Origin of the sequence: Massilia mucilaginosa (assembly GCF_011682145.1) — a bacterium.
Taxonomy (GTDB): Bacteria; Pseudomonadota; Gammaproteobacteria; order Burkholderiales; family Burkholderiaceae_D; genus Telluria_A; species Telluria_A mucilaginosa.
Map to the genome: position 1 here is coordinate 39,260 of NZ_WHJH01000012.1, position 21,361 is coordinate 60,620.

General features: G+C 67.1%; 19 protein-coding genes. 11 read left to right on the forward strand and 8 right to left on the reverse strand.

The annotated features are described in order from the left end of the window. On the forward strand, positions 1–2,145 hold the full coding sequence (locus F2P45_RS12625; RefSeq protein ID WP_166875066.1) for a TonB-dependent receptor: 2,145 nt from the start codon (positions 1–3) through the stop codon (positions 2,143–2,145). Positions 2,146–2,264: 119 nt separating this feature from the next. Then, a complete protein-coding gene (locus F2P45_RS12630) occupies positions 2,265–3,572 on the forward strand; it encodes an SGNH/GDSL hydrolase family protein (RefSeq protein ID WP_223164729.1) in 1,308 nt (435 codons plus the stop codon). Between the two features lie 76 nt (positions 3,573–3,648). On the opposite strand, the gene F2P45_RS12635 is transcribed toward F2P45_RS12630, so the two are convergent. Then, positions 3,649–4,389, reverse strand: a complete 741-nt coding sequence (locus F2P45_RS12635) for a lipoprotein YafT (protein WP_166875072.1) — start codon at positions 4,387–4,389, stop codon at positions 3,649–3,651. A 269-nt stretch (positions 4,390–4,658) separates the two neighbouring features. Here F2P45_RS12635 and F2P45_RS12640 point away from each other — a divergent pair, with 269 nt between their 5' ends. Both F2P45_RS12640 and F2P45_RS12645 read left to right on the forward strand, forming a co-directional pair. Further along, a complete protein-coding gene (locus F2P45_RS12640) occupies positions 4,659–4,859 on the forward strand; it encodes a hypothetical protein (RefSeq protein WP_166875075.1) in 201 nt (66 codons plus the stop codon). Between the two features lie 141 nt (positions 4,860–5,000). Then, entirely contained in the window at positions 5,001–6,188 is a 1,188-nt protein-coding gene (locus tag F2P45_RS12645; protein ID WP_166875078.1) for a sensor histidine kinase, read from the forward strand. 13 nt (positions 6,189–6,201) lie between these two features. On the opposite strand, the gene F2P45_RS12650 is transcribed toward F2P45_RS12645, so the two are convergent. Both F2P45_RS12650 and F2P45_RS36160 read right to left on the reverse strand, forming a co-directional pair. Further along, positions 6,202–6,747 (reverse strand): hypothetical protein, encoded by a 546-nt coding sequence (locus tag F2P45_RS12650; RefSeq protein WP_229505054.1) that lies wholly within the window; start codon positions 6,745–6,747, stop codon positions 6,202–6,204. Continuing rightward, positions 6,735–6,923 carry a hypothetical protein gene (locus tag F2P45_RS36160; protein ID WP_229505055.1) on the reverse strand — a complete coding sequence of 63 codons (189 nt, stop codon included), beginning with the start codon at positions 6,921–6,923 and terminating at the stop codon, positions 6,735–6,737. Before F2P45_RS36160 ends, F2P45_RS12650 begins: the two co-directional genes overlap by 13 nt. Before the next feature lie 419 nt (positions 6,924–7,342). Between F2P45_RS36160 and F2P45_RS12655 the strand changes: the two genes are divergently transcribed. The 3 genes from F2P45_RS12655 (at position 7,343) to F2P45_RS12665 (ending at position 12,394) form a co-directional block, all read left to right on the forward strand. Then, complete coding sequence (locus tag F2P45_RS12655) at positions 7,343–10,771, forward strand: DUF4132 domain-containing protein (protein ID WP_166875081.1); 3,429 nt, start codon at positions 7,343–7,345, stop codon at positions 10,769–10,771. A gap of 28 nt (positions 10,772–10,799) precedes the next feature. Then, positions 10,800–11,096, forward strand: coding sequence for a hypothetical protein (locus tag F2P45_RS12660; protein ID WP_166875084.1), 297 nt, complete (start codon positions 10,800–10,802; stop codon positions 11,094–11,096). A 158-nt stretch (positions 11,097–11,254) separates the two neighbouring features. Further along, positions 11,255–12,394 (forward strand): TonB family protein, encoded by a 1,140-nt coding sequence (locus F2P45_RS12665; RefSeq protein WP_229505056.1) that lies wholly within the window; start codon positions 11,255–11,257, stop codon positions 12,392–12,394. 209 nt (positions 12,395–12,603) lie between these two features. Here the strand turns inward: F2P45_RS12665 and F2P45_RS12670 are convergent, their stop codons facing one another. From F2P45_RS12670 to F2P45_RS12680, 3 genes are read right to left on the reverse strand one after another with little or no spacing between them, the layout of a single operon-like run. After that, positions 12,604–13,035: an STY0301 family protein gene (locus F2P45_RS12670; RefSeq protein ID WP_166875090.1), complete on the reverse strand. Its 432-nt coding sequence runs from the start codon at positions 13,033–13,035 to the stop codon at positions 12,604–12,606. Next, on the reverse strand, positions 13,032–13,487 hold the full coding sequence (locus tag F2P45_RS12675; RefSeq protein ID WP_166875093.1) for a BPSL0067 family protein: 456 nt from the start codon (positions 13,485–13,487) through the stop codon (positions 13,032–13,034). Before F2P45_RS12675 ends, F2P45_RS12670 begins: the two co-directional genes overlap by 4 nt. Before the next feature lie 12 nt (positions 13,488–13,499). Continuing rightward, positions 13,500–13,991 carry an Hcp family type VI secretion system effector gene (locus tag F2P45_RS12680; protein ID WP_166875096.1) on the reverse strand — a complete coding sequence of 164 codons (492 nt, stop codon included), beginning with the start codon at positions 13,989–13,991 and terminating at the stop codon, positions 13,500–13,502. A gap of 183 nt (positions 13,992–14,174) precedes the next feature. Here F2P45_RS12680 and F2P45_RS12685 point away from each other — a divergent pair, with 183 nt between their 5' ends. Further along, on the forward strand, positions 14,175–14,582 hold the full coding sequence (locus F2P45_RS12685; protein WP_166875099.1) for an iron chaperone: 408 nt from the start codon (positions 14,175–14,177) through the stop codon (positions 14,580–14,582). Here F2P45_RS12685 and F2P45_RS12690 read toward each other — a convergent pair. After that, on the reverse strand, positions 14,579–15,493 hold the full coding sequence (locus tag F2P45_RS12690) for a LysR family transcriptional regulator (protein ID WP_166875102.1): 915 nt from the start codon (positions 15,491–15,493) through the stop codon (positions 14,579–14,581). The two genes, F2P45_RS12685 and F2P45_RS12690, sit on opposite strands and share 4 nt — an antisense overlap. Before the next feature lie 129 nt (positions 15,494–15,622). Here F2P45_RS12690 and F2P45_RS12695 point away from each other — a divergent pair, with 129 nt between their 5' ends. Next, on the forward strand, positions 15,623–16,675 hold the full coding sequence (locus tag F2P45_RS12695) for an ankyrin repeat domain-containing protein (RefSeq protein ID WP_166875105.1): 1,053 nt from the start codon (positions 15,623–15,625) through the stop codon (positions 16,673–16,675). On the opposite strand, the gene F2P45_RS12700 is transcribed toward F2P45_RS12695, so the two are convergent. After that, positions 16,672–17,571 (reverse strand): LysR family transcriptional regulator, encoded by a 900-nt coding sequence (locus F2P45_RS12700; RefSeq protein ID WP_166875318.1) that lies wholly within the window; start codon positions 17,569–17,571, stop codon positions 16,672–16,674. The genes F2P45_RS12695 and F2P45_RS12700 overlap by 4 nt on opposite strands. 102 nt (positions 17,572–17,673) lie before the next feature. Here F2P45_RS12700 and F2P45_RS12705 point away from each other — a divergent pair, with 102 nt between their 5' ends. Then, entirely contained in the window at positions 17,674–18,525 is an 852-nt protein-coding gene (locus tag F2P45_RS12705; protein ID WP_166875108.1) for a type 1 glutamine amidotransferase domain-containing protein, read from the forward strand. Positions 18,526–18,637: 112 nt separating this feature from the next. After that, on the forward strand, positions 18,638–21,148 hold the full coding sequence (locus tag F2P45_RS12710; RefSeq protein WP_166875112.1) for a TonB-dependent receptor plug domain-containing protein: 2,511 nt from the start codon (positions 18,638–18,640) through the stop codon (positions 21,146–21,148). Positions 21,149–21,361: the final 213 nt, after the last annotated feature.

Consider the following 21,361-nt stretch of genomic DNA (forward strand, 5'->3'; position numbering starts at 1 on the left):
ATGCAAATGACCCCGCGCAAGCGCCTGCTGTCGGCCGCGCTGAGGACCGCCTTCGGGCTTGGCGCCAGCGCCTGGAGCGGCGCCGCGACGGCGCAAGCGGCCCGGGAACTGACCCCGATCACCGTCACCGCCACGCGCGAGAGCCTGCCCGGCGAGGCGCCCCTGCCCTACGCCGGCGGCCAGGTCGCGCGCGGTGCCCGCCTGGGCATGCTGGGCAACGCCGACAACATGGCGGTGCCGTTCAATGTCACCGCCTACACGGCCGAGCTGATGGTCAACCAGCAGGCGCGCAGCCTGGCCGACGTGATGGCCAACGACCCGGCGGTGCAGATGAACGGGCCTTGGTACTTCGATAATTTCTATATTCGCGGCTTTGCCATCAACCGCCAGGAAATCGGCTTCGACGGCATGTACGGCATCGCCAGCGCCGAAGGCAATGTGCTGCAGGGCGTGGAACGGGTCGAAGTGCTCAAGGGCCCGAGCACCCTGATCAGCGGCAGCGCCCCGCGCGGGGCCGCCGGCGGCGCCATCAACCTGGTGCCCAAGCGCGCCGCCGACACCGCGCTGACGCAGCTGACCGCCTCGTACCTGAGCGACGCCAACATCGGCGCCCACCTCGACGTGGGCCGCCGCTTCGGTGCCGACAACGCCTTCGGCGCGCGCATCAACCTCGCGCACCGTGCCGGCGAGGTGCAGGCCGACCATGAGAAGCAGCGCGCCAGCAGCATCAGCGCGGGCCTGGACTATCGCGGCGAGCGCCTGCGCGCGAGCGCCGACTTTGGCACCAGCAAGCAGATGCTGGACGGCGCAAAGAGCAATTTCTACGTCCCCGGCGCGCTCCTGCCGGCGGCGCCCGACGGCAAGAACAACGCGTGGCCCGCGTGGTCCTACCAGGACAAGGAGAACAGCTTCGGCGTCCTGCGCGCCGAAGCCGACGCCACCGACACGCTGAGCGTCGGCGCGGCCTACGGCGGCGCGCGCGCCAAACGCCGCATGATTTCGCCGTTCGGCGAACTGCGCGCCAGCGGCGATATCGACTTTTACGGCAGCGGTTTTGCCGAAGAAACCGACACCAGCAGCGCCGAGGCCAGCATGCGCCTGCGCCTGGCCACCGGCCCGCTCAAGCATCAGCTGGTGGCCACCGCGACCCGCTTCAGCTCCGACCTGACGGCCGACAATCCGAACCTGGCCGACTCGCCGCGCTCGAACATCTACCGGCCCGCGACCTTGCCGCAGCCGGCCGACCTGGGCCTGGACGGGCCGCAGTTGCCGTCGTCGTCGACGCGCATGACCAGCTATGCGCTGGCCGACACCATCTCCCTGCTGGGCGAGCGCCTGCTGCTGACGGCCGGCGTGCGGCGCCAGCAGATGCGCGTGACCGCCTTCGGCTGGCAGACCGGCGCCTTTGTCTCCGAATACAAAAAGAGCGCGACCACGCCGGCCGCCGGCGCCGTGTTCAAGGTATCGCCGCGTTGGTCAGTGTACGGGAACTACGTCGAGGCTCTGTCGCAGGGACCGGTGGCGCCGCTGAACGCGGTCAACCGCAACGACGTATTTGCGCCGATCGTCTCGCGCCAGGGCGAAGCCGGCGTCAAGCTCGACCTGGGCAGGCTGAGCATGAGCCTGAGCGCGTTCCAGATCAGGAAGCCGAGCGGCTTTCTCGATGCGGCGAACGTCTACCGGATCGCCGGCCAGCAGCGCAACCGGGGCGTGGAATGGCAGGCCGCCGGCGAAGCGGCTGGCGGCCTGCGCGTGCTGGGCGGGCTGACCTGGACCGACGGCGTCCTGACCAGGACCCGCAACGCTGAGTTCGACGGCAAGAGCGCGGCCGGCGTGCCCGAATGGGTGGCCAAGCTCGGGGCCGAGTGGGACCTGGCGCAGGTGCCCGGCCTGACAGCCACCGCGCGCGTGCAGCACGTATCGGCGCAGGCTTTCAACGCCAGCAACAGCGTCGAGATGCCGGGATGGACGCGGATCGACCTCGGTGCGCGTTACGCGACCCGGATCGCGGGCCGGCCCGTGGTGCTGCGCGCCAGTGTGGAAAACCTGGCCGACCGCCGCTACTGGGATACCGTGCCGGCCTACCAGGTGGTCACCTACGCCCCGCCGCGCACCGTTTTGCTGTCGGCCACGGTCGACTTCTGATGCGGCGCCTGTGCCGCTGCGCGCCAACATTGCTAACATCGGCAGCATGCACACATTGACGACTCCCGCTATCGGCGCCATCGCCGCCCTGGCCGCCGGCCTGTTCTGCCTTGCACCGCTTGCGCAGGCGCAGGCGGCCGAACTGCGCTTCAATTTCGTTCCGCTCCGCCTGCAGCGAAGGGCGGCTCAACGACCTGCTGTTCGCGGGCCATGTGGGCGATGTCGTCCTGATCCAGTTCGGCCACAACGACGAAAGCGAGGATACGACGCGCCGTTTCGGACGCGGCGCGACCGAGACGATGTACGAGGCCATGCTCACCCAGGTGTACCTGCCCGCGATCCGCGCGCGCGGCATGCTGCCGGTGCTGGTCACGCCCATGTCGCGCGTCGACGGGCAGATGAAACCGGGCCAGGCATATGTCAATTCGTTCAGCAAGCGGCGCTTTCCGGACCTGCTGAGAAGAGTCGCCGCCAGGAAGGATGTCACCCTGGTCGACCTGAATGCCCTCAGCATCGCCTACTACAAGCACAGCGGCGTGGAGGCGATGACGGCGATCGTGATGTCGATCGAGGCCGGCGAGACGCCTGGCAAGACCAACGATGGCAGCTTCGCCAACGGCCACCCGTCCAACAAGATCGATGGCACCCATTTCAAGGAAGCGCTGTCCAAGCAATACGCGCGCATGGTCGCCACCGAACTGGCGCGGCTGGGCGACGCGGGCGACCCGGTCGCCGCCGCCATCGCCGGCAAGTTGAAGCCCGCCGTGCGCGCCGCCATCGCCAGCGGGACCTGGGCGGCGCTGCAGCCGGAGCTCGCCAGCGACATCGCGGGCGGCGACGCTGCGTACTACCGCAACCAGATCGAAAAGCTGCTGCAACTGGGCGCCCTGCGCAAGGATGCGCAGGGCAATTTCAAACCCGCCGCCGCCATGCAAACGCACGAATTCATCGGGGCGCTGTGCCGCCTGATGGGCATCCCGGCGGCCGCGCTGGCGGGGTATGCCGACGGTCCCCTGTCGCGCGCGGCGATGGGCGCCATCCTGGCCGACGCCTACCACGCCCGGTTCAGCGCCAGGCCGCGCTACCTGACCGACTACAACGGCAAGACGGTGCTGCCGGGCGCGCCCGGCTACGATCCGAACCTCGACAGCGGTGCGCAAGGGGCCATGTACTATCCGCTGCTGCGCTGGGAGCAGCTGAGCGACACCGGCGCGGTGCCCGCGCCATACGCCGGCAAGCTCAAGGATGCCTATGAACTCGGCTTGATCCGCTCGGAAGATGGCATTGCGCGCGGACGCATGGTCAACGGGCGGATACTGGCGCCCGCGACCCTGGTCACGCGCGCCAAGGCGGCCAAGGCGCTGTACTTCATGTGGGTGCTGGCCCAGCCGCCGAAGGCGGAAAACGATAGGATCGCGACCGATTAGAAGTCTCTGCGTCGCGCTCGATACACTTACGCAATGCCCTATCAGGGCACCGCGCGTCCGCGCAATTACCGGAAAATCAGCTCGAAAACTTGTAAAACAACTGCATCACCGCCGCGCGATACGCCTTATCCTTCAGCAGTGCGACCTGGGCCTGGTCGGTGGCCGCGCGCGAGCCGCGCGAGCTGAAGTCGACATCTTCGAACGGCTCCGGCGAAAACATCTCCCACTGGCCGGTCTTGACATCGACCAGCGCCACTTTCAGACGAATGCGCATGCGCTGGTTTTCATCGGGTACGAGCGCGCCCAGAATCGGCACCCACGACACCACCTTGGTCGACAGATTTTCACGGCCCGATTCCAGAATGCCCCAATACACCATGATTTTCCCGGTGCCGCTGCGGGCGGCGGCCAGGCGCAGGTGGCCGGCGTAATTGGCCTTGCTCTCGCTGCCTTCGGGGCGGCCGCTGAACGCGATCGGCTGGTAATACTGCGAAAAGGCCTTGACCATCGCCTCGTCGGGAATCATGGCGCCCGATTGCACCAGCATGACCGAGCTGTTGCGGGCGACCGTCATTTTCTGGCGCGAATCGAGCGCGGCGCGAATCGCCTCTTCCGTCACCGGGACGCTGGTGTCGATTCCCAGCACATTGAATTCGCTCAGCTCGCCCTGGTAAGCCGTGTGATGACTGCGGCCGTAGCGGCCGGACTCGCCCGGATACCCGGAATCGGAAATGGAACGGATCGCACATCCGCTCACCAGCAACAACAGACACAGGCCGGCGGCGGCGCGCACGGCAATCACTTGTGGAAGACGCATCTTTAACTCTCTATTAATAGTATGGGCGGATCATACGGGAATCGACTTGCCTTGCTAAGCACAGAATGCCGCATTTTCCGATTACTTTGTTACGAAAAGTATCACGCTGAAAACGCCAGCGCCGATCTGTTGCGTCTGCGTGCCCATCGCATGTCAACCGAACCGCGGCGCCATGCGCTATGGGTGGATATGCCGGCCGCGGCACCAGGCCATCACGATGCATGGCTGCGGCCGCCCGTCTTCTTGTTCGACCACTCAAAGGAATTGCCATGCCCGCACGCCGACATCTCGCCCCGCCCGAGGGCACCTTCATCATCATGCAGCAGCGCGGGCACGATCGCATCCTGTTCGAAGTCAAGGCGGGGAAAATGGTCTCCATCCGGGTCGAACCGGACCCGGATGACACGCTCGACGCCGACGACACGGACCAGGCCGTCTTCCCGCACATGGACACCAAGGGCAACTGCTGATCCAGGCAGTAGCGATTCAAGTGTCAAACCCGAATCCCGAAAATACAGTACGCTTGTAAACCTGAAAAACTTGTCATGCCTGGGCCGCGCATGCAGCGCACCCGGCCGACAATGGCGATGCAAGCAGACTGAGAGGATGAGATGACACTGGCGACCGATCAGAACAGCGGCGCCCGGCCATTGTCCGGGGTGTCGAAAGCACTTGAGGGTATCCGGGAACTCGTGCTGGACCATTGGGCGATGCTGGTCCGTCATCACATACGCGGCGCCCAGTCGCTGCTCACGCCCATCCTGATCAACACCCTGCCCTCCTTCTACGCCAACATTCTGCAAGCGCTCACGCCCGGCTACCCGCGCGACGACGCCACCAGCCACTCCAGCGCGGCGAGCGCGCACGGCGGCGAGCGCGCCCACATGACCGACTACGGCGCCGAACAGCTGATCCACGAATACCAGTTGCTCCAGGAAGCGATCCGCGAGGTCAGCGCCGCGCAGGGCGTGGCCATCAGCTGCGCCGAATGGCTCATCATCGAACGCTCCATCAACGCCGCCATCCGCGAATCGGTGCGCGCATTCACGTCCATCCATGAACAGCTGCGCCACAAGGTGGCGGCCGCGCTGTCGCACGACATGCGCACCCCGCTGGCGGTGATCGCCAACGGCGCGCAGCTGATCGAGGTGGCGGAGGACCTGGCGCAGGCCAGGCGCCTCGGCGAGAAAATCGGCGCCAATGCGCTGCGCCTCGAAACCATGGTTGGCGAGGTGCTCGACGCCCTCACCGCGCACAACGGCGCGCGCCTTCCGCTGCGCCTGACCCGCTTCGACATGCGCGACCTGATCGTCGAGGTGCAGCGCGAGTTCGCCGACCGCTATCCAGCCGCGCTGGAAGTGGCCGCGCCCGGCATCACCGGCTGGTGGTGCCGCGAAACGCTGCGCCGGGCGCTGGAAAACCTGGTGTCGAACGCGATCAAGTACGGCGACGGCGGGCCGATTCGCATCGAACTGACCGAGGCGCACGGGAATATCGTGCTCACCGTGCACAACACCGGCACGCCGCTCGGCGCGGAGCAGCGCGGGCGCATCTTCGATTATCTGCGGCGCGAGCGGCAGGTGCAGACGCAAGGCTGGGGCATCGGCCTGCCGTTCGTCAAGCAGGCCGCCGAAAGCCACGGCGGCAGCGTGGCCGTGGACAGCTCGGCGGCCACCGGCACCACCTTCCTGATCGATGTGCCGGTCGACTGCCGTCCGTATGTCGACGCGGGCGGCCGCGCGGCTCCACACGGTTCGCCGGCGCTGCCAGCAACCGGACGCCAGCCCGCGCTCGAATGAACACGCCGGTGCTTCACCCCTGCAGATTGCGGGTGGCCGCGCTGATTTGCTCCAGCGGCACCTTGGGCGTGCGGTCCGCGCACAGCAGCCCGTTGGTCTCCTGGAAGGTGTCGGCGAACTGGGTGTAGCAAAAACCGCTGAACAGCAGCGTGCTGCTGACCACTTCCAGCAAGCGCCGGCAATGGTCGATGACAGCGGCGTCCGAGTCGGCGCGCGCATAGCCCCAGGTCGGCTGCGCAGTGACGCGCTTGTCGTAGGCAATGCCGCCGAATTCGGTCAGCACGATCGGCTGCCCGCGATGCGGAAAACCGTCCAGGGTCAAGATGCGCCCGGCCGGGCGACGCTGGTCGAACAGGGTGCGTTGCGGCTCGGTGGTTTCGTAGCGCGCGCGCAGGCGCTCCGGGTCGGCGTCGTAATCGTGGATGCCGAGGATGTCGGTGGCCGAGGCTTCCCAGCCATCGTTGCCGATCACCGGGCGCGTGCCGTCCAGGGTGCGGGTCAGGTGATACAGCGCTTCGGCCGCATTCCGGTGCGCCTGGGTCGAGGTCAGGTTCGGCACGCCCCACGACTCGTTGAACGGCACCCAGGTCTGAGGGCCTGGTCGGACGGCGCGGTCATCAGGGTGTCGGGCCAGTAGCCCTGGTCGAGCACCATGCGCAAGAGGTACGGGCGGCCGTTGAGCATGAAGCGGTCGCGCGTGAGGGCGACCGAACGCAATGCCGTGTAAGAGCGCACGGTGTCGAGCACCTGGCCGACCAGATCGAGTGCGGCTCCAGCAGCCAGTCCTGCTTGCCGCGCGGCTTGGCCAGGTCGTGCGGGTCGTCGAGCGCGTGCACCACCACCGTCTGCGGCCCCTGCCCGGCCGACCGGCTGCGTTCAAAGGGAAAGAAAATGCTAGCATGCGACTAATCAATGATTTCTTTGCCTTTGTGGAAACTTTGCCTGAATGAAGGCAAAAAGATGACTTCCGGTTGTGTGTGAATTTGTACATTTTTCGAAGGGATATTCGGGCTCGCATGCACATTGGGTGACCATGCCTCACAAAATCTGTTCAATATGTAAGATGATTCCTACATCGAGATCCGAATTGCTCTTACACGCTCGATTCGCACGATAAGATCGACGCTGTTCCAACCATGAAGCTCGGAGAATGCATGCTGCACACATCGGCGCCCGTACCACCCTGGCTGTCTGCCGGCCCGGTCATCGAACTGTCCCCGAGCCTGGCCAGCGCCGCGCTGCCCTCGCGCCGATTTCCGGGAGCGCCGCCGTCGCGGGATGCCGACGCCGCCTGGAACACGTACCTCGCACACGCGCGCCGCAATTGCAACTTCATCGGCAGCGAGGCCGGCCACCGCGAAGCGGGCAAACGGGTAGCCAACAGCCTGCGCGACGGCTCGCTGGCGTCCGACGCGGTCCTGCTGGCCGCGCAGGGCATGTTCGAGGAAGACCTCAAGCGCGCCGACGGCTCCCCCTATCTCGATTTCCTGGTGGCGCACAAGGGCTTGCCGCACGCGCTGCACGCGCTGCTGGCGATGGAAAAATTCTCGCTGTATCACGTGAACGGCGACCTGTATCTGCACGATTGCGACGGCGACGGCCGGCCGTTCGCTGTTGGCTACAGCGCCTTCGGCCCGATGGAGCTGCACCTGCGCGCGCATCTGGCCATCGCCGACAGCGCCGTCTATGCCCAGTGCGTCGACACCATCCGGCGCGCGCTGCCGACCCTGCACCCCTGCCGCCGGCCGCTGCTCGGCGTGCTGCTGCCGGACGAACCGGCGCTGTCGGACCAACTGGCCCTGCTGCCGGAGATTCTGGCGCACAACGGGCCCGCCTCATGGCTGCGCCTGACCGCGACCGCGCCGGCCAGCCTGGCGGCCTTGAGCCGCCTGAAGCCTCCCACCAGCCAATGGTGCCAGGAATATCACCGCAGCCCGGCCGCCGTGGCCAGCGCGGTGCGCGAACGCGGCGTGGACGCGGTGGCGCTGCTGGAAGACGGCGCGGCGATCACGGCGGCCGGACGCGCGCTGGCTTGCATCGGCACCCCGGCGTCGATGCGCGCCATGGCGCTCGCCAGCGGCGCCAACAAGGACGCGGCGGTGCGCTTCTCGAAAGCGGCGCAGCGATGGCCGCTGGCCGCCATCGCAGCGCTCAGTGAACTGCTGGCGGACGACGGTGCCATCCCGGCATCGGCGCGCACGGTGCTCGGCGCGCTGGCGCAAACGCATGCGCAGTCGCTGCCCGGCTTCACGCCCTGGATATCGCCCCGCGCGGCGCGCGTGCTGGCGCAGATCGCTGTCGGTGCAAGCGCCAGCGTCGACAGCGCCAATATGGCGGACCTGCCGCCGGTGCTGGCCTGCCCTCCCTGGACGGCGCCCCCCAAAAAACCGGCAGCCGCGCTGGCACTCGCTCCGCTCGCACTGGCGCCGGTGGAACGCTGGAGCGCGGCCGAACGCGCAGCCATGCTGTACACACCGGCGCCCGGCTACACCCCGGCCGACATCCTGAAGGACCCGGTCATGGCGGCCAGATGCCTGGGTATCCACAAGGCGCCTTTCACCAGCCAGGCCGCAGAGGCGATCACGAACGCCGACACAGCCGCCTTCATGGTAGCGTGGTACGCCGCGCACGGCGCTGGCGGGCGCATTCATAGCTGGTCGCTGGCCAGCTTGCCCGAGCCGATGAACGAACAGGTGTGGAATGCGCTGAGAAGCGTGGAGATACTCGACGCAGGCCATGTGGTCGCCACGCTGGGCGTGCGCGGCCTGCCCGGTCTGACCGGCTTGTGCGAAACGGCTCCCGCGCAAAATCTCCAGCATGCCAGCTACATCGGCGCGGTGGAACTGGCCGCTCCCATGGCACGCGCCTGCGCCACGCTCAAACCCGGCGCGCCGCGCACGGCCGCGCGCGACTGGCTGCTGGCCCATCCCGAGCACGCCGCCTGCGCCCTGATCGCGCCGGCGCTGGGCAAACCCGGCGGCGCGCGCGACCAGGCGCGCGCCGCCCTGCTGCTGATCGCGGGCGCCGGCCACGCGGACCTGCTGATGGCCGTGGCCGCGCGCTACCGGCAAAAACCGGTGGACGCAGCCTTGCGCGCCCTGCTCGAACAGGACCCGCTCGAACGCCATCCGCCAAAAATCGCAAAGCTGCCCGACTTCTGGCAGCCGCAGGGCTGGACCCGGCCGTGCCTCGCCGCCAGCGGCCAGCCGCTCCCCGCCGCGAGCCTGGAGCATATCGGCGTCATGCTGCGCTTCCCGCACGCCGACGGCGTGTATGCCGGCGTGGACCAGCTGCGCCAGGCCTGTACCGGCGAATCGCTGGCCGCCTTTGCATGGGACGCCTTCCGCGCCTGGACCGAGGCCGGCTCCGAACCGCGCGAGAACTGGGTCGTGAGCGCGCTCGGCCTGGTCGGCAACGACGACAGCGCGCGCAAACTGGCCCCGCTGATCCGCGCCTGGCCGGGCGAAGGGCAGCACGCGCGCGCCGTCATCGGCCTCGATGTGCTGGCCAGGATCGGCAGCGACACCGCGCTGATTCTCCTCAACGGCATCGCCCGCAAGGTCAAGTTCAAGGCCCTGCAGGACCGTGCGCGCGAAAAAATCGCCGAGGTGGCCGCCGCGCGCGGCTTCACCGGCGAGGAGCTGGAAGACCGCCTGGCGCCCGACCTCGGCCTCGACGCGCAAGGCACGCTGCTGCTCGACTTCGGCGCGCGCGCGTTCATGGTCGGCTTCGACGAAGCGCTCAAGCCGTGCGTGCGCGACGCCAACGGCAAGCGTCTGCCGGACCTGCCCAAGCCGAACAAGCGTGACGACGCGGCGCTGGCCGACGCCGCAGTAAACCGCTTCAAGCTCCTGAAAAAGGACGCCCGCAGCATCGCCGCGCAGCAGGTGCAGCGCCTGGAAGTGGCGATGTGCACGCGGCGGCGCTGGAGCGCGCAGGTGTTCCACACCTTCCTGGCCGGCCATCCGCTGCTGCGCCACCTGGTGCAACGCATCGTCTGGGGCGCGTGGGAGGCCGATGGCGGCCGCCCGCTCGGGTGCTTCCGCGTGGCCCCCGACGGCGCCCTGACCGACGCCGCCGACGACGCGTATGCGCTGCCGCCCGGCGCGCTCATCGGCATACCGCACGCGCTCGACCTGGCGCCGGCCGACGCTGCGGCCTTCGGCGCCCTGCTGGCCGACTATGAACTGACCCAGCCCTTCGCCCAGATCGGGCGCGACACCTACACCTTGAGCGACGCTGAACAAGCCGCCGAGCGCCTGCTGCGCTGGAACGGCATGGCGGTGCCGACCGGACGGGTGCTCGGCCTGGCCGGCAAAGGCTGGCGGCGCGGCACGCCGGAAGGCGGCGGCGTCATCGCCAGCGTCTTCAAGGCCGTCGCGCCCGGGCGCATCGCGGTACTGTGGCTCGAACCGGGCATCCATGCCGACGCCAGCGGCAGCGTCGCCGAACAGCGGCTGTGCGAGCTCGTCACCGGCGCCGGCGACCACTGGGGCTCGGTCGGCAAGGCCGAAGCGCTGTCCACGCTCGATCCGATCGCCGCGAGCGAACTGATTCGCGATATGCAGGCCTTGTGCGCATGAACGCCGCCACCATGCCTGGTAAACCAGCATGCTGATCCACGCCAGCAGACTGGCCCTGATCGGCATTGCCATTGCGCTGCTCACGTTCCTGGCATTCATGCTGATCGGGTCCGACACGCTCGGGCTGCGCTGCGGCACCTTCGGCCTCGATTGCCTCGGCTACGCGGCCACGACCTTGGTCATCGGCTGCGGCATCGGCATGTACTTTGCAATGGCCTCGTTCGACGAGCCCGATACCCAGCCGGGCCTGAAATGGGTCAGCCTGGCGCTCAACGGCGTGCCAATGTTGCTCGGCGCCGCATTCTGGGTGATGATTCTCGGATGAGCCGGGTGCCGCCACGATGACATCGGAAACCTTGCGGTTCAAGCTGCTCGAACGCCGCGCAGCCGGTGGCGCTTGTTTGCACACCCGCGTCCCCCGCCTGTAAAATTGAATTTTTGCAACTTTATCGTTCAGACCAGATGACCGCCCCTGCCCCATCCATGCTCCACTTCCGCCCGCGCCGGTCGCGCGCACTGGCGTCCCTGGCGGCATCGCTTGCCATGCTCGGCGCGAGCGCGTATGCCCAACAAGACGACAGCCAGGGCGCGGCCCCTCCCAGCGCCGCCCCGGCGCCGCACAGCGCCACGCCCGTCAAGCCCGGCCCCAATTTCGCCACCTGCGCCAAGCCGCTGTATCCGCCGGAGGCGCTGCGCCAGGAGCAGCAAGGCACGGTGACGCTGTCGTTCCTGATCGGCACCGACGGCGCGGTCAAGGCATCGAAGATCGTCAAATCGAGCGGCTTCGCCTTGCTCGACAAGGCGGCCAGTGACGGCATCGGCCGCTGCAAGTTCACAGCGACCCGGGTAGACGGCCAGCCGGTGCAATCCTGGATGCAAATGCAATACGTCTGGACGCTCGGCGGCCCCGACCCGGCACGGGCGGCAGCCGATCTGGCCCTCGCCGTGGCCGGCGCCGAACGCGGCGACCCGGCGTATCAGCATCAGCTCGGACTCATCCACATCAATGCGAGCGGCCTTGAGCGCAAACCGCGCGAAGCCATGACCTTGTGGCGCAAGGCTGCCGAGCAAGGCTACATGCCTGCGCAGCTGTCGCTGGCCATGGGCCTGCGCATCGGCCTGGCCGGACAGCCCGACGAGGCGCTGGCCATGGACTGGTACCGCAAGGCGGCCGATCTGGGCTCGGCGCAAGGCCAGCATGACCTGGCGACCATGCTCCTGCGGCGCGATGGCGCCGGCGACAGGGCGGCAGCGCGCGACTGGCTGCGCAAGGCGGCGGCGCGGGGCTACGCGCACAGCCAGGCTTCCTACGGCAGCATGCTGATGCAGGAGCGCACCCCGGAATCGATCGAGGAAGGATTGGCGCTGGTGCGCAAGGCGGTGGCGCAACAGCATGCGGGTGGCCAGCTGGCCCTCGCGCGCGCCTACCAGGCCGGACACGGCGTGGAGCGCGACGAGGCCCAGGCGGCGGACCTGTATGAAAAGGCCGCGCTCAATGGCAGCAAGGCGGCGCAGAAGGCCCTGGCCGAGCTGTACGAACACGGCACCGGCGTGGCGGCCGATCCGGTCAAGGCGGCCCAGTGGCGCCAGATTGCCGCGTCCCCGCCAGCGTGGGCGCGCTGACGCGGCCCCTTGCCCGCCCCAGCCGCGCACGTCGTTGCCGCCAAACACCATTCGGCGGATGGCCGGGCTGGCCAGGTCACATTACCCAATTCGCCAAACAGGACATGCGACGACCTGCGCCTGCGCGGCGGATGACAGAACAAACGCTGCCAGGACCAGTGCTTGCATTGGACCACAATGGCGAACTATTCCACTGCATGCTTGACCGATCACTTGCAAACGGCCCACGCGTTCCAGATGTACGGGTTCTGCCGCACCCTGGTCTGCTTGACGTGCAGCATGCACGAGGTCAATTTGCTGTCGAGCCGTTGCCAACGCTCGAGGCGTCCACCCCCCCATGTTTCGCCGCCGTACACGCACACCAGCCAGTTGTCCTTCTCCGGAAAGACGCCGAACTCGGTTTTCCATCCACCTTTCATCTTGATGGGGGCAGGCGGAACCAGCGTCTGCTCGCTGTAGAGCTCACCATCGTGAATGTAGGTATAGCTCAGATGCGCCGGTTTCATCAGACCGTGCCCTTCCGGATCGGTCGCATCCGGCGAGAGCGTGAGCGTCTTGGGCGGATAGACAGCGGGACAGCTCACCTCGACCGCCTGCGCCGTCGAGGCCACGATCATCGCAGTAAGCAGAATCGCTTTCAATCGACCACCACCACGTAGAATTCCGAGGCCTCGTTCGCTCCATCGCGCAGCCTGGGGTCGCGCCGCCGGTCCGCTTCCGACCACGATCTGACATTGCGTTTGCCCGGTGCCTTGTTGACCCACTGGTCAACCATATTAATCTGGGTAGGCTTCCCTTTGGCATCCCTGCCGGCTTCGCCAAAACTGTGAAAGAGCGCAGCGTGCCATCCGCTTTGATTGGGATAGCGCCACCTGTTTTCAACGAGTTTGAAGTTGGCGATGACCGTGCCGGGAGCCAGGTCGGCCGTATCGAGCACCCTGGCCCCGCGTTTCCACCGGCTGGTATGTCCCACATCGGTATACTCTTGAGGCAAGCGTGCGCACTGCCCATTTGCAACCTGGGTCGTTTCGAGGCGCTTCCATTCCGCGATCAAATCATCCAGGTTGCCACGATAAACAACGGGGTGAGGCATTCAGACCTCCCCTTACGCGCATCGGTTCGATGCGCAATCCCAGCCGCCGGCGGAGTTGCCTTCTGGTCCGCCTTTGATGCCCTGGCGGGTGTATTTCCATTTCATCTTGGAATACGCCAGATGCACGTATTCGGTCACGATGCCACTGTCGCCGCTATCGGGCGTCACGCTCGAGACGATCACGTTTTCCAGATCCACGGTGTAGTAATTGACCGGCTTGCCATCGCCATCGGCGCGCATGAACTGGAACGAGGCTTTGGCAATGGTCTTGCCCATGGCGCAATGCTGTTGCAGGATCGGGGACGCCATGTCGGCCAGCTTTTTGAAGGACAGGTCGGACAGTTCCGCCCTGCCGGTGGTCAGCCCGCCGGAAGTCGAGGCCGTCGATGCGCCCGGTTGGTACACGCTCCAGGTCACGCGCGATACTTCGATCCAGTCCTTGTGGCCGGCATCCGTGGATTCGCCCTTGATACCGTCGAGTTGCAGGTAGACATCTGTTGCCATGTTGACTCCAAAAATATTAACTAATCAGTATTATCGCTGCAACCCGGCAGTATTGCCATTAAATTAATGTTAAATCGCTGGCTTCAATTTTCTACAATTCGGGCGCTAGCGTTTTGCTGCGCCTCCTTGCTGAGGTAACATCGTCAGCCTGCGCAAGACCAACGTTATTTCTGAGGTGACAGCATGAGCGTTTTTTCGGACTATCTGGCGAAGATGAACGACCCGGCCCAGCGCGCGCGAACGAGCGCGGTACTCGACTGGGTCGGCGACACATTCCCCGCGCTCGAGCGCAGGATTGCCTGGAACCAGCCCATGTTCAGCGATCACGGCACCTTCATCATTGGTTTCAGCACGGCCCGGCATCATCTGGCGGTCGCCCCCGAAGCGGCCGCCATCGCGCACTTCGCCAGCCAGATCAGGCAGGCCGGTTACGAGCACACCACACTGTTGATCCGCATTGCCTGGAGCGCCGACGTCGACTTCGCGCTGCTCAAGACAATCGTCGGCTTCAATATCGCCGACAAAGCCGGCTGCGCCACCTTCTGGCGCAAGCAGGCCAAGCCAGGCGCCGCCGCCCGGAACCAGCACTAGCGCCCGAGCGTGGCGCGGATCCGCGCGATCTTGTCCAGCACCGGCGCCCGCGTTTCGTGCGCGCGCGCCACCACCTGCACCTCGATCGACAACATGCGCGCCACGGCGGGCGGCAGCGCGCGGTAAGCCACGCCCAGGCGCGATGTCGCCCGCATCGATTGCGGGCACAGCGCCACGCCCTCGCCCGCCGCCACCGCGGCCAGCAGCAGCGTAAAGTCTTTCGGTTCCGGCCGGCGCGGGGCCGCGTAGCCGAGGCGCCTGAAAGCGCGCTCGCACTTGTCGTAAAAGGCTGGATTGTCGGCGCGCGCAAACCAGAACAGCGGCAAGTCGCTGACGTCGGCCAGCTCGACCTGTTCGCTTGCCGCCGCCGCATGCGTAGCGGGCAGGGCCAGGATCATCGGTTCGCAGCCGAGCGCCTGCATCGCCAGGTCGGCCCCGGGCGCGACGATATCGCCGACGATCGCCAGATCGAGCGCGCCGCTGCTGACGCGCTCGACCAGCTGGCGCGACCAGGCCCGTTCCAGCGCCCGCCCGCCGGTGAAGGCGGCATCGGCGACGAGCGCATGCAGGGCCGGCATGAGGGAGTGGTTGATCACGCTGGTCAAGCCCATGCGCACGCTGCCGTCATCGGCATTTTCCCTGGCTGCGCCAACGGCGCCGTCGAGCGCCAGCAGGATGGCGGCGGCCTGCTCCTTGAACGCGAGGCCGGCCGGGGTCAGGCTGACGCGCTGCGTGTCGCGCTCGATCAGGCGCACCCTGAGCATCTCTTCCAGGCCCTGGATCTGGCGCGACAGCGGCGGCTGCGACATGTTCAGCATCTCGGCGGCACGGCGGAAATTGAGTTCCCGCGCCACCGCCAGGAAGCACTGCAAGGCCCTGGTGCTGGGTAAGTGTTTCGACAGCATGCGCATGACAGGATCTCCGGAGGGTGCGCCGCGCCAGCGGCGGCGGCAGCTTCCATTATCCCATCCTTGCGTTGCGCCTGCCGCGCCGGTATAGAATGCGCCAACCGATCACGTTGAGATGTACAAGGACACCGCATGGCCAAGCCCAAAAGAAAACTGCTGCCGAAAGATTTCGAGGCGATGCTCGAGAACGGCAATCTCGATGAACTCAAGGCGGTGTTCGACACGCGCCTGATCGACGCCCGCGGCGACTACGACAAGCGCCCTGCGCTGGCCTTCGACCTGTGCCCTGACCCGCTGGCGCGCTGGCTCGTTGCGCAGGGAGCCGATCTGTATGCGGCCAACACTTACGGCGACACGCCGCTGCACCTGCGCGCGTGCAGCTGGCGCGGCCGCATGGAGGTCTTGCTGGAATTGGGTGCGGACGTCAACCGCCCCAACGCGTCCGGCGCCACGCCGCTGCACGAAGCCGTGCGCTGCCACCGGGCCGAGAGCACCCGCGTGCTGCTCGCGCATGGAGCGAAGCTCGACGCCGTCGATGCCAACGGCCTGACGCCGCTGGAACTGGCGCTCACGACCTGCCAGAACGCGGACCTGACCGAGATGCTCCTGATCGCCCGCGCCCTGCTGGCGGCCGGCGCCCGAACCACAGGGTCGATGAAGGACCATGTGCGGTCGATCGGCACGCGCTTCGAAGAATTCCGTGCCGTATTCAGCCCGGAGCATGTCGACGCGTTCAGCGCTGCGCTCGACGCGCTGTACGCGCTGTTCGAGGTGGCGCCGCTGGCGCGCCGCGTCATGCACAACGGCCGCAGTCCGATCAGTGTCGCAGCGACCGACTGGGAGTCGCAGCACCAGGAACTGTGGGATGCGCTGGTGCGCCCGAAGGGCTACGCGGCCACCGTGCAGGGCGAAGTGATCCGCATTTCGGGACGCATCGGACGCGAACTCGACGGCAACGGCGGCGCCAACTGGGACAGCGACTACAAGCGCATGGCCGATGCGCTGCTCGGGCACGTGCAAAGCGGACAGCCGCTGCCGGCGCCCACGCTGGCGGAATTCGCGGCGCTGGTCGGCGCCGCCAAGCGTCAATCGTGCGACACGGCACGCCTGGCCGAGTTGTCAGTGGCCTGGGTGCTGCTCAATCCACAGCCGGTGGCGATGGAAAAGCCGGCCTACCGCCGCTAACGCGCGGCCGTCAGCGCGCCGATCAGGGCGCGCGCCGCCGCCGACGGGCGCCGGTGCCCGGCATACATCGCCGAAAACACGCGCGTGCGCCCGCCCATCTGCGGCAGCAGCTCCACCAGTTCGCCCCGCTCGATCCGTTCGCGCACGATAAAGTCGTAGCTCTGGCACACACCCAGCCCATGGGCGGCCAGCGACACCACGCCGAGCACATCGTCCGAGACGGTGAAGCGCGCTTGCGGCGACCAGTCCACATCGGCGCCCGCATCGCGCAGCAGCCAGGGCGAGACGCGCCCGGTGCTGGGCATGACGAAGCAGATGCAGGCGTGCCGCCGCAGCTCGTCAAAGGAAGCCGGCGTGCCCGCCCGATGCAGGTAAGCGGGGGAGGCCACCAGGCGCAGCGGCGCGTCTTCCAGCTTGCGCGCCACCATGCCGCTGTCGGGCAGCTCGCCCAGGCGCACCGCCACATCGAACCCTTCGGCCACCAGGTCCACATTGCGGTTGGCAATGTTGAGCTCCACCCGCACCAGCGGATATTGGCGCGCAAAAGCGTCGAGCAGCGTCGGCAGGCGGTAATGGCCGTAGGTGGTCGGCACGCTCAGCCGCACCCGCCCGGCCACCTGGTCGGCCTGGCCCTGGATGGCGCGTTCGGCCTCGTCGATCAGCGCGAACGCGGCCAGCGATTGCTCCAGGTACAACTGGCCGGCATCGGTGATGCTCAGGCTGCGCGTGGTGCGCCGCAACAGCTGGCTGCCCAGACGCTGCTCCAGCCTGCCCAGCGCGCGGCTGACCACCGACGCCGTGGTGGCCAGGGTCACCGCCGCCGCCGTCAGCGAACCATGCTCGGCCACCGCCAGGAAAATCTCCACATCGCCCAGGTGACCGTAACGCCGCGCCATTTTTGCCTCCAAAGAATTAATCATTGACTCCGCAGGTAGTTTATCTCCTTTCAAGGCGCGAATATAGTCTTCCCTACGCCAACTACCGAAGGAAACCCGACCATGTACCACCTCAAACCCCTCCTCGCCGCCATGCTGCTCACCCTGGCAGGCGCCAGCGGCGCCGCCAACGTGCTGGTCGTGCTGTCCGACGCCGATCAGCTGGAACTGAAAGATGGCAAGACCTATCCGACCGGCTTTTACCTCAACGAACTGGCCCAGCCGCTCAAGCTCCTGCTCGACGCCGGCCACGCTGTCACCTTCGCCACGCCCATGGGCAAGGCGCCCACGGTCGACCTCAGCTCGCTCGATCCCATGTACTTCGGCGGCGAGGCGGCCAGCATGTTGCAGCACCAGGACCTGGCCGGGAAGCTCGCCATCACCTCGCCGCAGCGCTCGCCGGTGATCAGCCTGGCGCGGGTCGAGCAGATCGGCTATGCGCACTACGACGCGCTGTACATCCCGGGCGGACATGCGCCGATGCAAGACCTGATCCGCAGCGCCGCGCTCGGACGCCTGCTGAGCCACTTCCATCAGGCCGGCAAGACGACCGCGCTGGTGTGCCACGGGCCGGCGGCGCTGTTGTCGGCCTTGCCGAAGCCGGAGACGAGCATCGCCCGCATGGAACAAGGCAGCAAGGCCACGCCGCCGGGCTGGATCTACGCCGGTTACCGCATGACCGTGATCAGCAACCAGGAAGAAGGCCTGGCCAAGGCGGCGCTCAAGGGCGGCACGATGAAGCTGTTGCCGCAGACTGCGCTGCAAACCGCCGGCGCCCGGTACAGCAGCAATGCCACGCCCTGGACCAGCCACATGGTGATCGACCGCGAACTGATCACGGGCCAGAATCCCGCGTCCGCCGTGCAGGTCGGGCAAGCCTTGCTGGAACGCCTGGGCAAGTCGCCGCGGCAATGACACGCTTCTAAGCTTATGTGAAATGCGTCGTTCTGTTAACGGCGGGCAGACTCTATAGTGGCTGCCCGCTCGGCCGCAGTGCCGCTGCACCCAACACTCAGGAGTAAATGGAATGAAGCAACACGGTATTGCCCGCGCACCCAAGGCTTTGCGCCTCAGCATCCTGGCCATGTCGATCGCGTCGCTGTCGGTCCCGGCCATGGCTCAGAGCAGCGATGCCGGCGCCAGCGCCGAGGCCGCGCCGCCGGCCGTGGTGGTGACCGGCACGCGCGTGTCGAACCGTTCCGTGCTCGATACGGCCTCGGCGGTCGACGTGGTGTCGGCCGACCTGATCAACAACAATGGCGTGACCGAAGTCAGCCAGGCGCTGTCGGCCGCCCTGCCCGCCCTGAACTTCCCGCGCCCGGGCTTGACCGACGGCACCGATACCGTGCGCCCGGTCACCCTGCGCGGGCTGGCGCCGGACCAGGCGCTGGTGCTGGTCAATTCCAAGCGCCGCCATGCGTCGGCGCTGGTCAATGTCAACGGCACGGTGGGACGCGGTTCCGCCTCGGCCGACCTGAACACCATCCCGGCCGGCATCATCCAGACGGTGGAAGTGCTGCGCGACGGCGCCGCCGCCCAGTACGGCTCGGACGCGATTGCCGGCGTCATCAACTTGCGCCTGCGCGAAAACCGCAGCGGTGGTGAATTTTCCGCCAGCACTGGCGCGCGCATCACCGAATACGACTACAACACCGGCACCGTACCGGCCGGGCTCGCGCTCGACGTGCCGAACAAGCGCAAGCGCACCGACGGCCAGACCACCACCGTCAGCGGCTGGAAAGGCTTTACCTTGGGCGAGGACGGCTTCCTGACCGTGGCGGCGGAATACAAAAAACAATCGCATACCGAGCGCAGCGCCTACGACGTGCGCCAGCAGTATCCGCTCATCAACGGCAAATTCGACCCGCGCGAGCAAACCATCCAGCGCTACAACACCTGGGGCGGCGAGCCGGAACTGACGCAAACGACCTTGTTCGCCAATGCCGCGATTGCGCTGACGGGCAATGCCACAGTGTACGGTTCGGCCAGCTACCAGAAGCGCGACGCGAGCGCCGCCGGCTTCTTCCGCCGTCCGCTGCAAGACGAAAACATCGTCACGGTCTATCCGGACGGCTACCTGCCGGTCATCGCCCCGACGGTGGACGATGTCAGCGCCACCGGCGGACTGGCCTGGAGCGCGCAGGGCTGGGACTTCGACGCCTCGCTCGGTTTCGGCCGCAACAAGATGGCGTTCACGGTCGACAATTCGCTCAACCGCTCGCTCGGCGCGACCAGCAAGACCGAGTTCGACGCCGGCGGCTTCGCCTACGACCAGCTGACCCTGAATTTTTCGGCCGTGAAACCGCTCAGCGTGGCCATCCTGCCGGCGCCGCTGAACGTGGCCGTGGGCGCCGAAGCGCGCCGCGAAAACTACGAACTGTGGGCCGGCGAAGCGGACTCCTACCGCTACGGCGGCGTGCTTCTTCCCGACGGCCGTCCGAGCGCGGCCGGCTCGCAAGTGTTCCCCGGCTACACGCCGGCCAACGCCATCGACAGCGGGCGCCATTCGATCGGCGCCTTCCTGGACCTGGAAACCAAGCTGACGCCGGAGTTGCTGACCTCGCTGGCGGTGCGCGCCGAGCGCTACTCCGACTTCGGCAGCAACGTCACCGGCAAACTGGCCACGCGCTACGACTTCACGCCATCGTTCGGCCTGCGCGGCTCGCTGCAGAATGGCTTCCGCGCGCCATCGCCGCAGCAACAGTTCTACACCTCGACCGCGATGACCTTCATCGACGGCGCGGCGTTCAACATCGCCACCTTCCGGCCCAACGATCCGGTGGCCGTCGCGCTCGGCGCCAAACCGCTGGAGGCCGAAAAATCGGCCAACGTCGCGCTCGGCGCGGTGGCACGCATCGGCGCGGTCAGCCTGACGGTCGACGCCTACCGCATCAAGATCCGCGACCGCATCGTGCTCAGTGAAAACCTGACCCAAGCCAATGTGCGCCAGTTCCTTGCCGCCAGCGGCTATGCGGGCGTGGGCGGCAGCCGCTTCTTCATCAACGGCGTCGATTCCACCACGACCGGCGTCGATGTGGTGGCGAACTGGCCGCTGCGCAGCACGGCGGGGGTGATTGACCTGACCCTGGCGGGCAACTTCAACACCACCGAAGTGACGCGCGTGCCGGTCACGGCGCAGCTTGCGGCGCTCAATCCGGCGCCATCGCTGTTCGGGCGCGCCAACGTGCTGGGTATCGAAGAAGGCCAGCCGAAGAACAAGATCAGCGCCAGCGCGCGCTGGAAGCTGGCGCAATGGGGCGCGACCTTCAACGCCACGCGCTACGGCAAGGTACTGTCGGCGGGCAGCACGCAAGCGACCGATTTCTGGCTCACGCCCAAGACCGTGGTCAACCTCGAAGCGCGCTACACGCTGGCCGGCGGCGCCACGTTGGCGCTGGGCGCGGACAACTTGTTCGACGCGTATTCCGACCCGCTGCCGGCCTCGCTCAACACCACGGCGGCGGTACCGTACGCCAACCGCGCCCCCTTCGGCCGCTCGGGCCGCTTCGTATACGCGCGCGCCAGCTACAAGTTCTGACCCCACCCCGGTGTCACCCCGGTGCCAGGTCTGACATTCGGACACGAACTGAGCAAGCGTGGGCGTTTTGTACGCCTTTACGGTAGGGTTCGTGTCTGAATGTCAGACCTGGCACCAACTGGGTTGACGGCCCGGGTCGTGTCTGAATGTCAGACCTGACACCGCGCGGCGGACACCGCGCGGCGAATGTCAGACCTGACACCGCGCGGCAGG

Bases quoted from the DNA above. Each gene is read 5' to 3' on its own strand.
- F2P45_RS12625 (WP_166875066.1), top strand. From the start codon at position 1: ATGCAAATGACCCCGCGCAAGCGCCTGCTGTCGGCCGCGCTGAGGACC.
- F2P45_RS12635 (WP_166875072.1), bottom strand. From the start codon at position 4,389: ATGCGTCTTCCACAAGTGATTGCCGTGCGCGCCGCCGCCGGCCTGTGT.
- F2P45_RS12640 (WP_166875075.1), top strand. From the start codon at position 4,659: ATGCCCGCACGCCGACATCTCGCCCCGCCCGAGGGCACCTTCATCATC.
- F2P45_RS12645 (WP_166875078.1), top strand. From the start codon at position 5,001: ATGACACTGGCGACCGATCAGAACAGCGGCGCCCGGCCATTGTCCGGG.
- F2P45_RS12655 (WP_166875081.1), top strand. From the start codon at position 7,343: ATGCTGCACACATCGGCGCCCGTACCACCCTGGCTGTCTGCCGGCCCG.
- F2P45_RS12660 (WP_166875084.1), top strand. From the start codon at position 10,800: ATGCTGATCCACGCCAGCAGACTGGCCCTGATCGGCATTGCCATTGCG.
- F2P45_RS12665 (WP_229505056.1), top strand. From the start codon at position 11,255: ATGCTCCACTTCCGCCCGCGCCGGTCGCGCGCACTGGCGTCCCTGGCG.
- F2P45_RS12675 (WP_166875093.1), bottom strand. From the start codon at position 13,487: ATGCCTCACCCCGTTGTTTATCGTGGCAACCTGGATGATTTGATCGCG.
- F2P45_RS12680 (WP_166875096.1), bottom strand. From the start codon at position 13,991: ATGGCAACAGATGTCTACCTGCAACTCGACGGTATCAAGGGCGAATCC.
- F2P45_RS12685 (WP_166875099.1), top strand. From the start codon at position 14,175: ATGAGCGTTTTTTCGGACTATCTGGCGAAGATGAACGACCCGGCCCAG.
- F2P45_RS12690 (WP_166875102.1), bottom strand. From the start codon at position 15,493: ATGCGCATGCTGTCGAAACACTTACCCAGCACCAGGGCCTTGCAGTGC.
- F2P45_RS12695 (WP_166875105.1), top strand. From the start codon at position 15,623: ATGGCCAAGCCCAAAAGAAAACTGCTGCCGAAAGATTTCGAGGCGATG.
- F2P45_RS12700 (WP_166875318.1), bottom strand. From the start codon at position 17,571: ATGGCGCGGCGTTACGGTCACCTGGGCGATGTGGAGATTTTCCTGGCG.
- F2P45_RS12705 (WP_166875108.1), top strand. From the start codon at position 17,674: ATGTACCACCTCAAACCCCTCCTCGCCGCCATGCTGCTCACCCTGGCA.
- F2P45_RS12710 (WP_166875112.1), top strand. From the start codon at position 18,638: ATGAAGCAACACGGTATTGCCCGCGCACCCAAGGCTTTGCGCCTCAGC.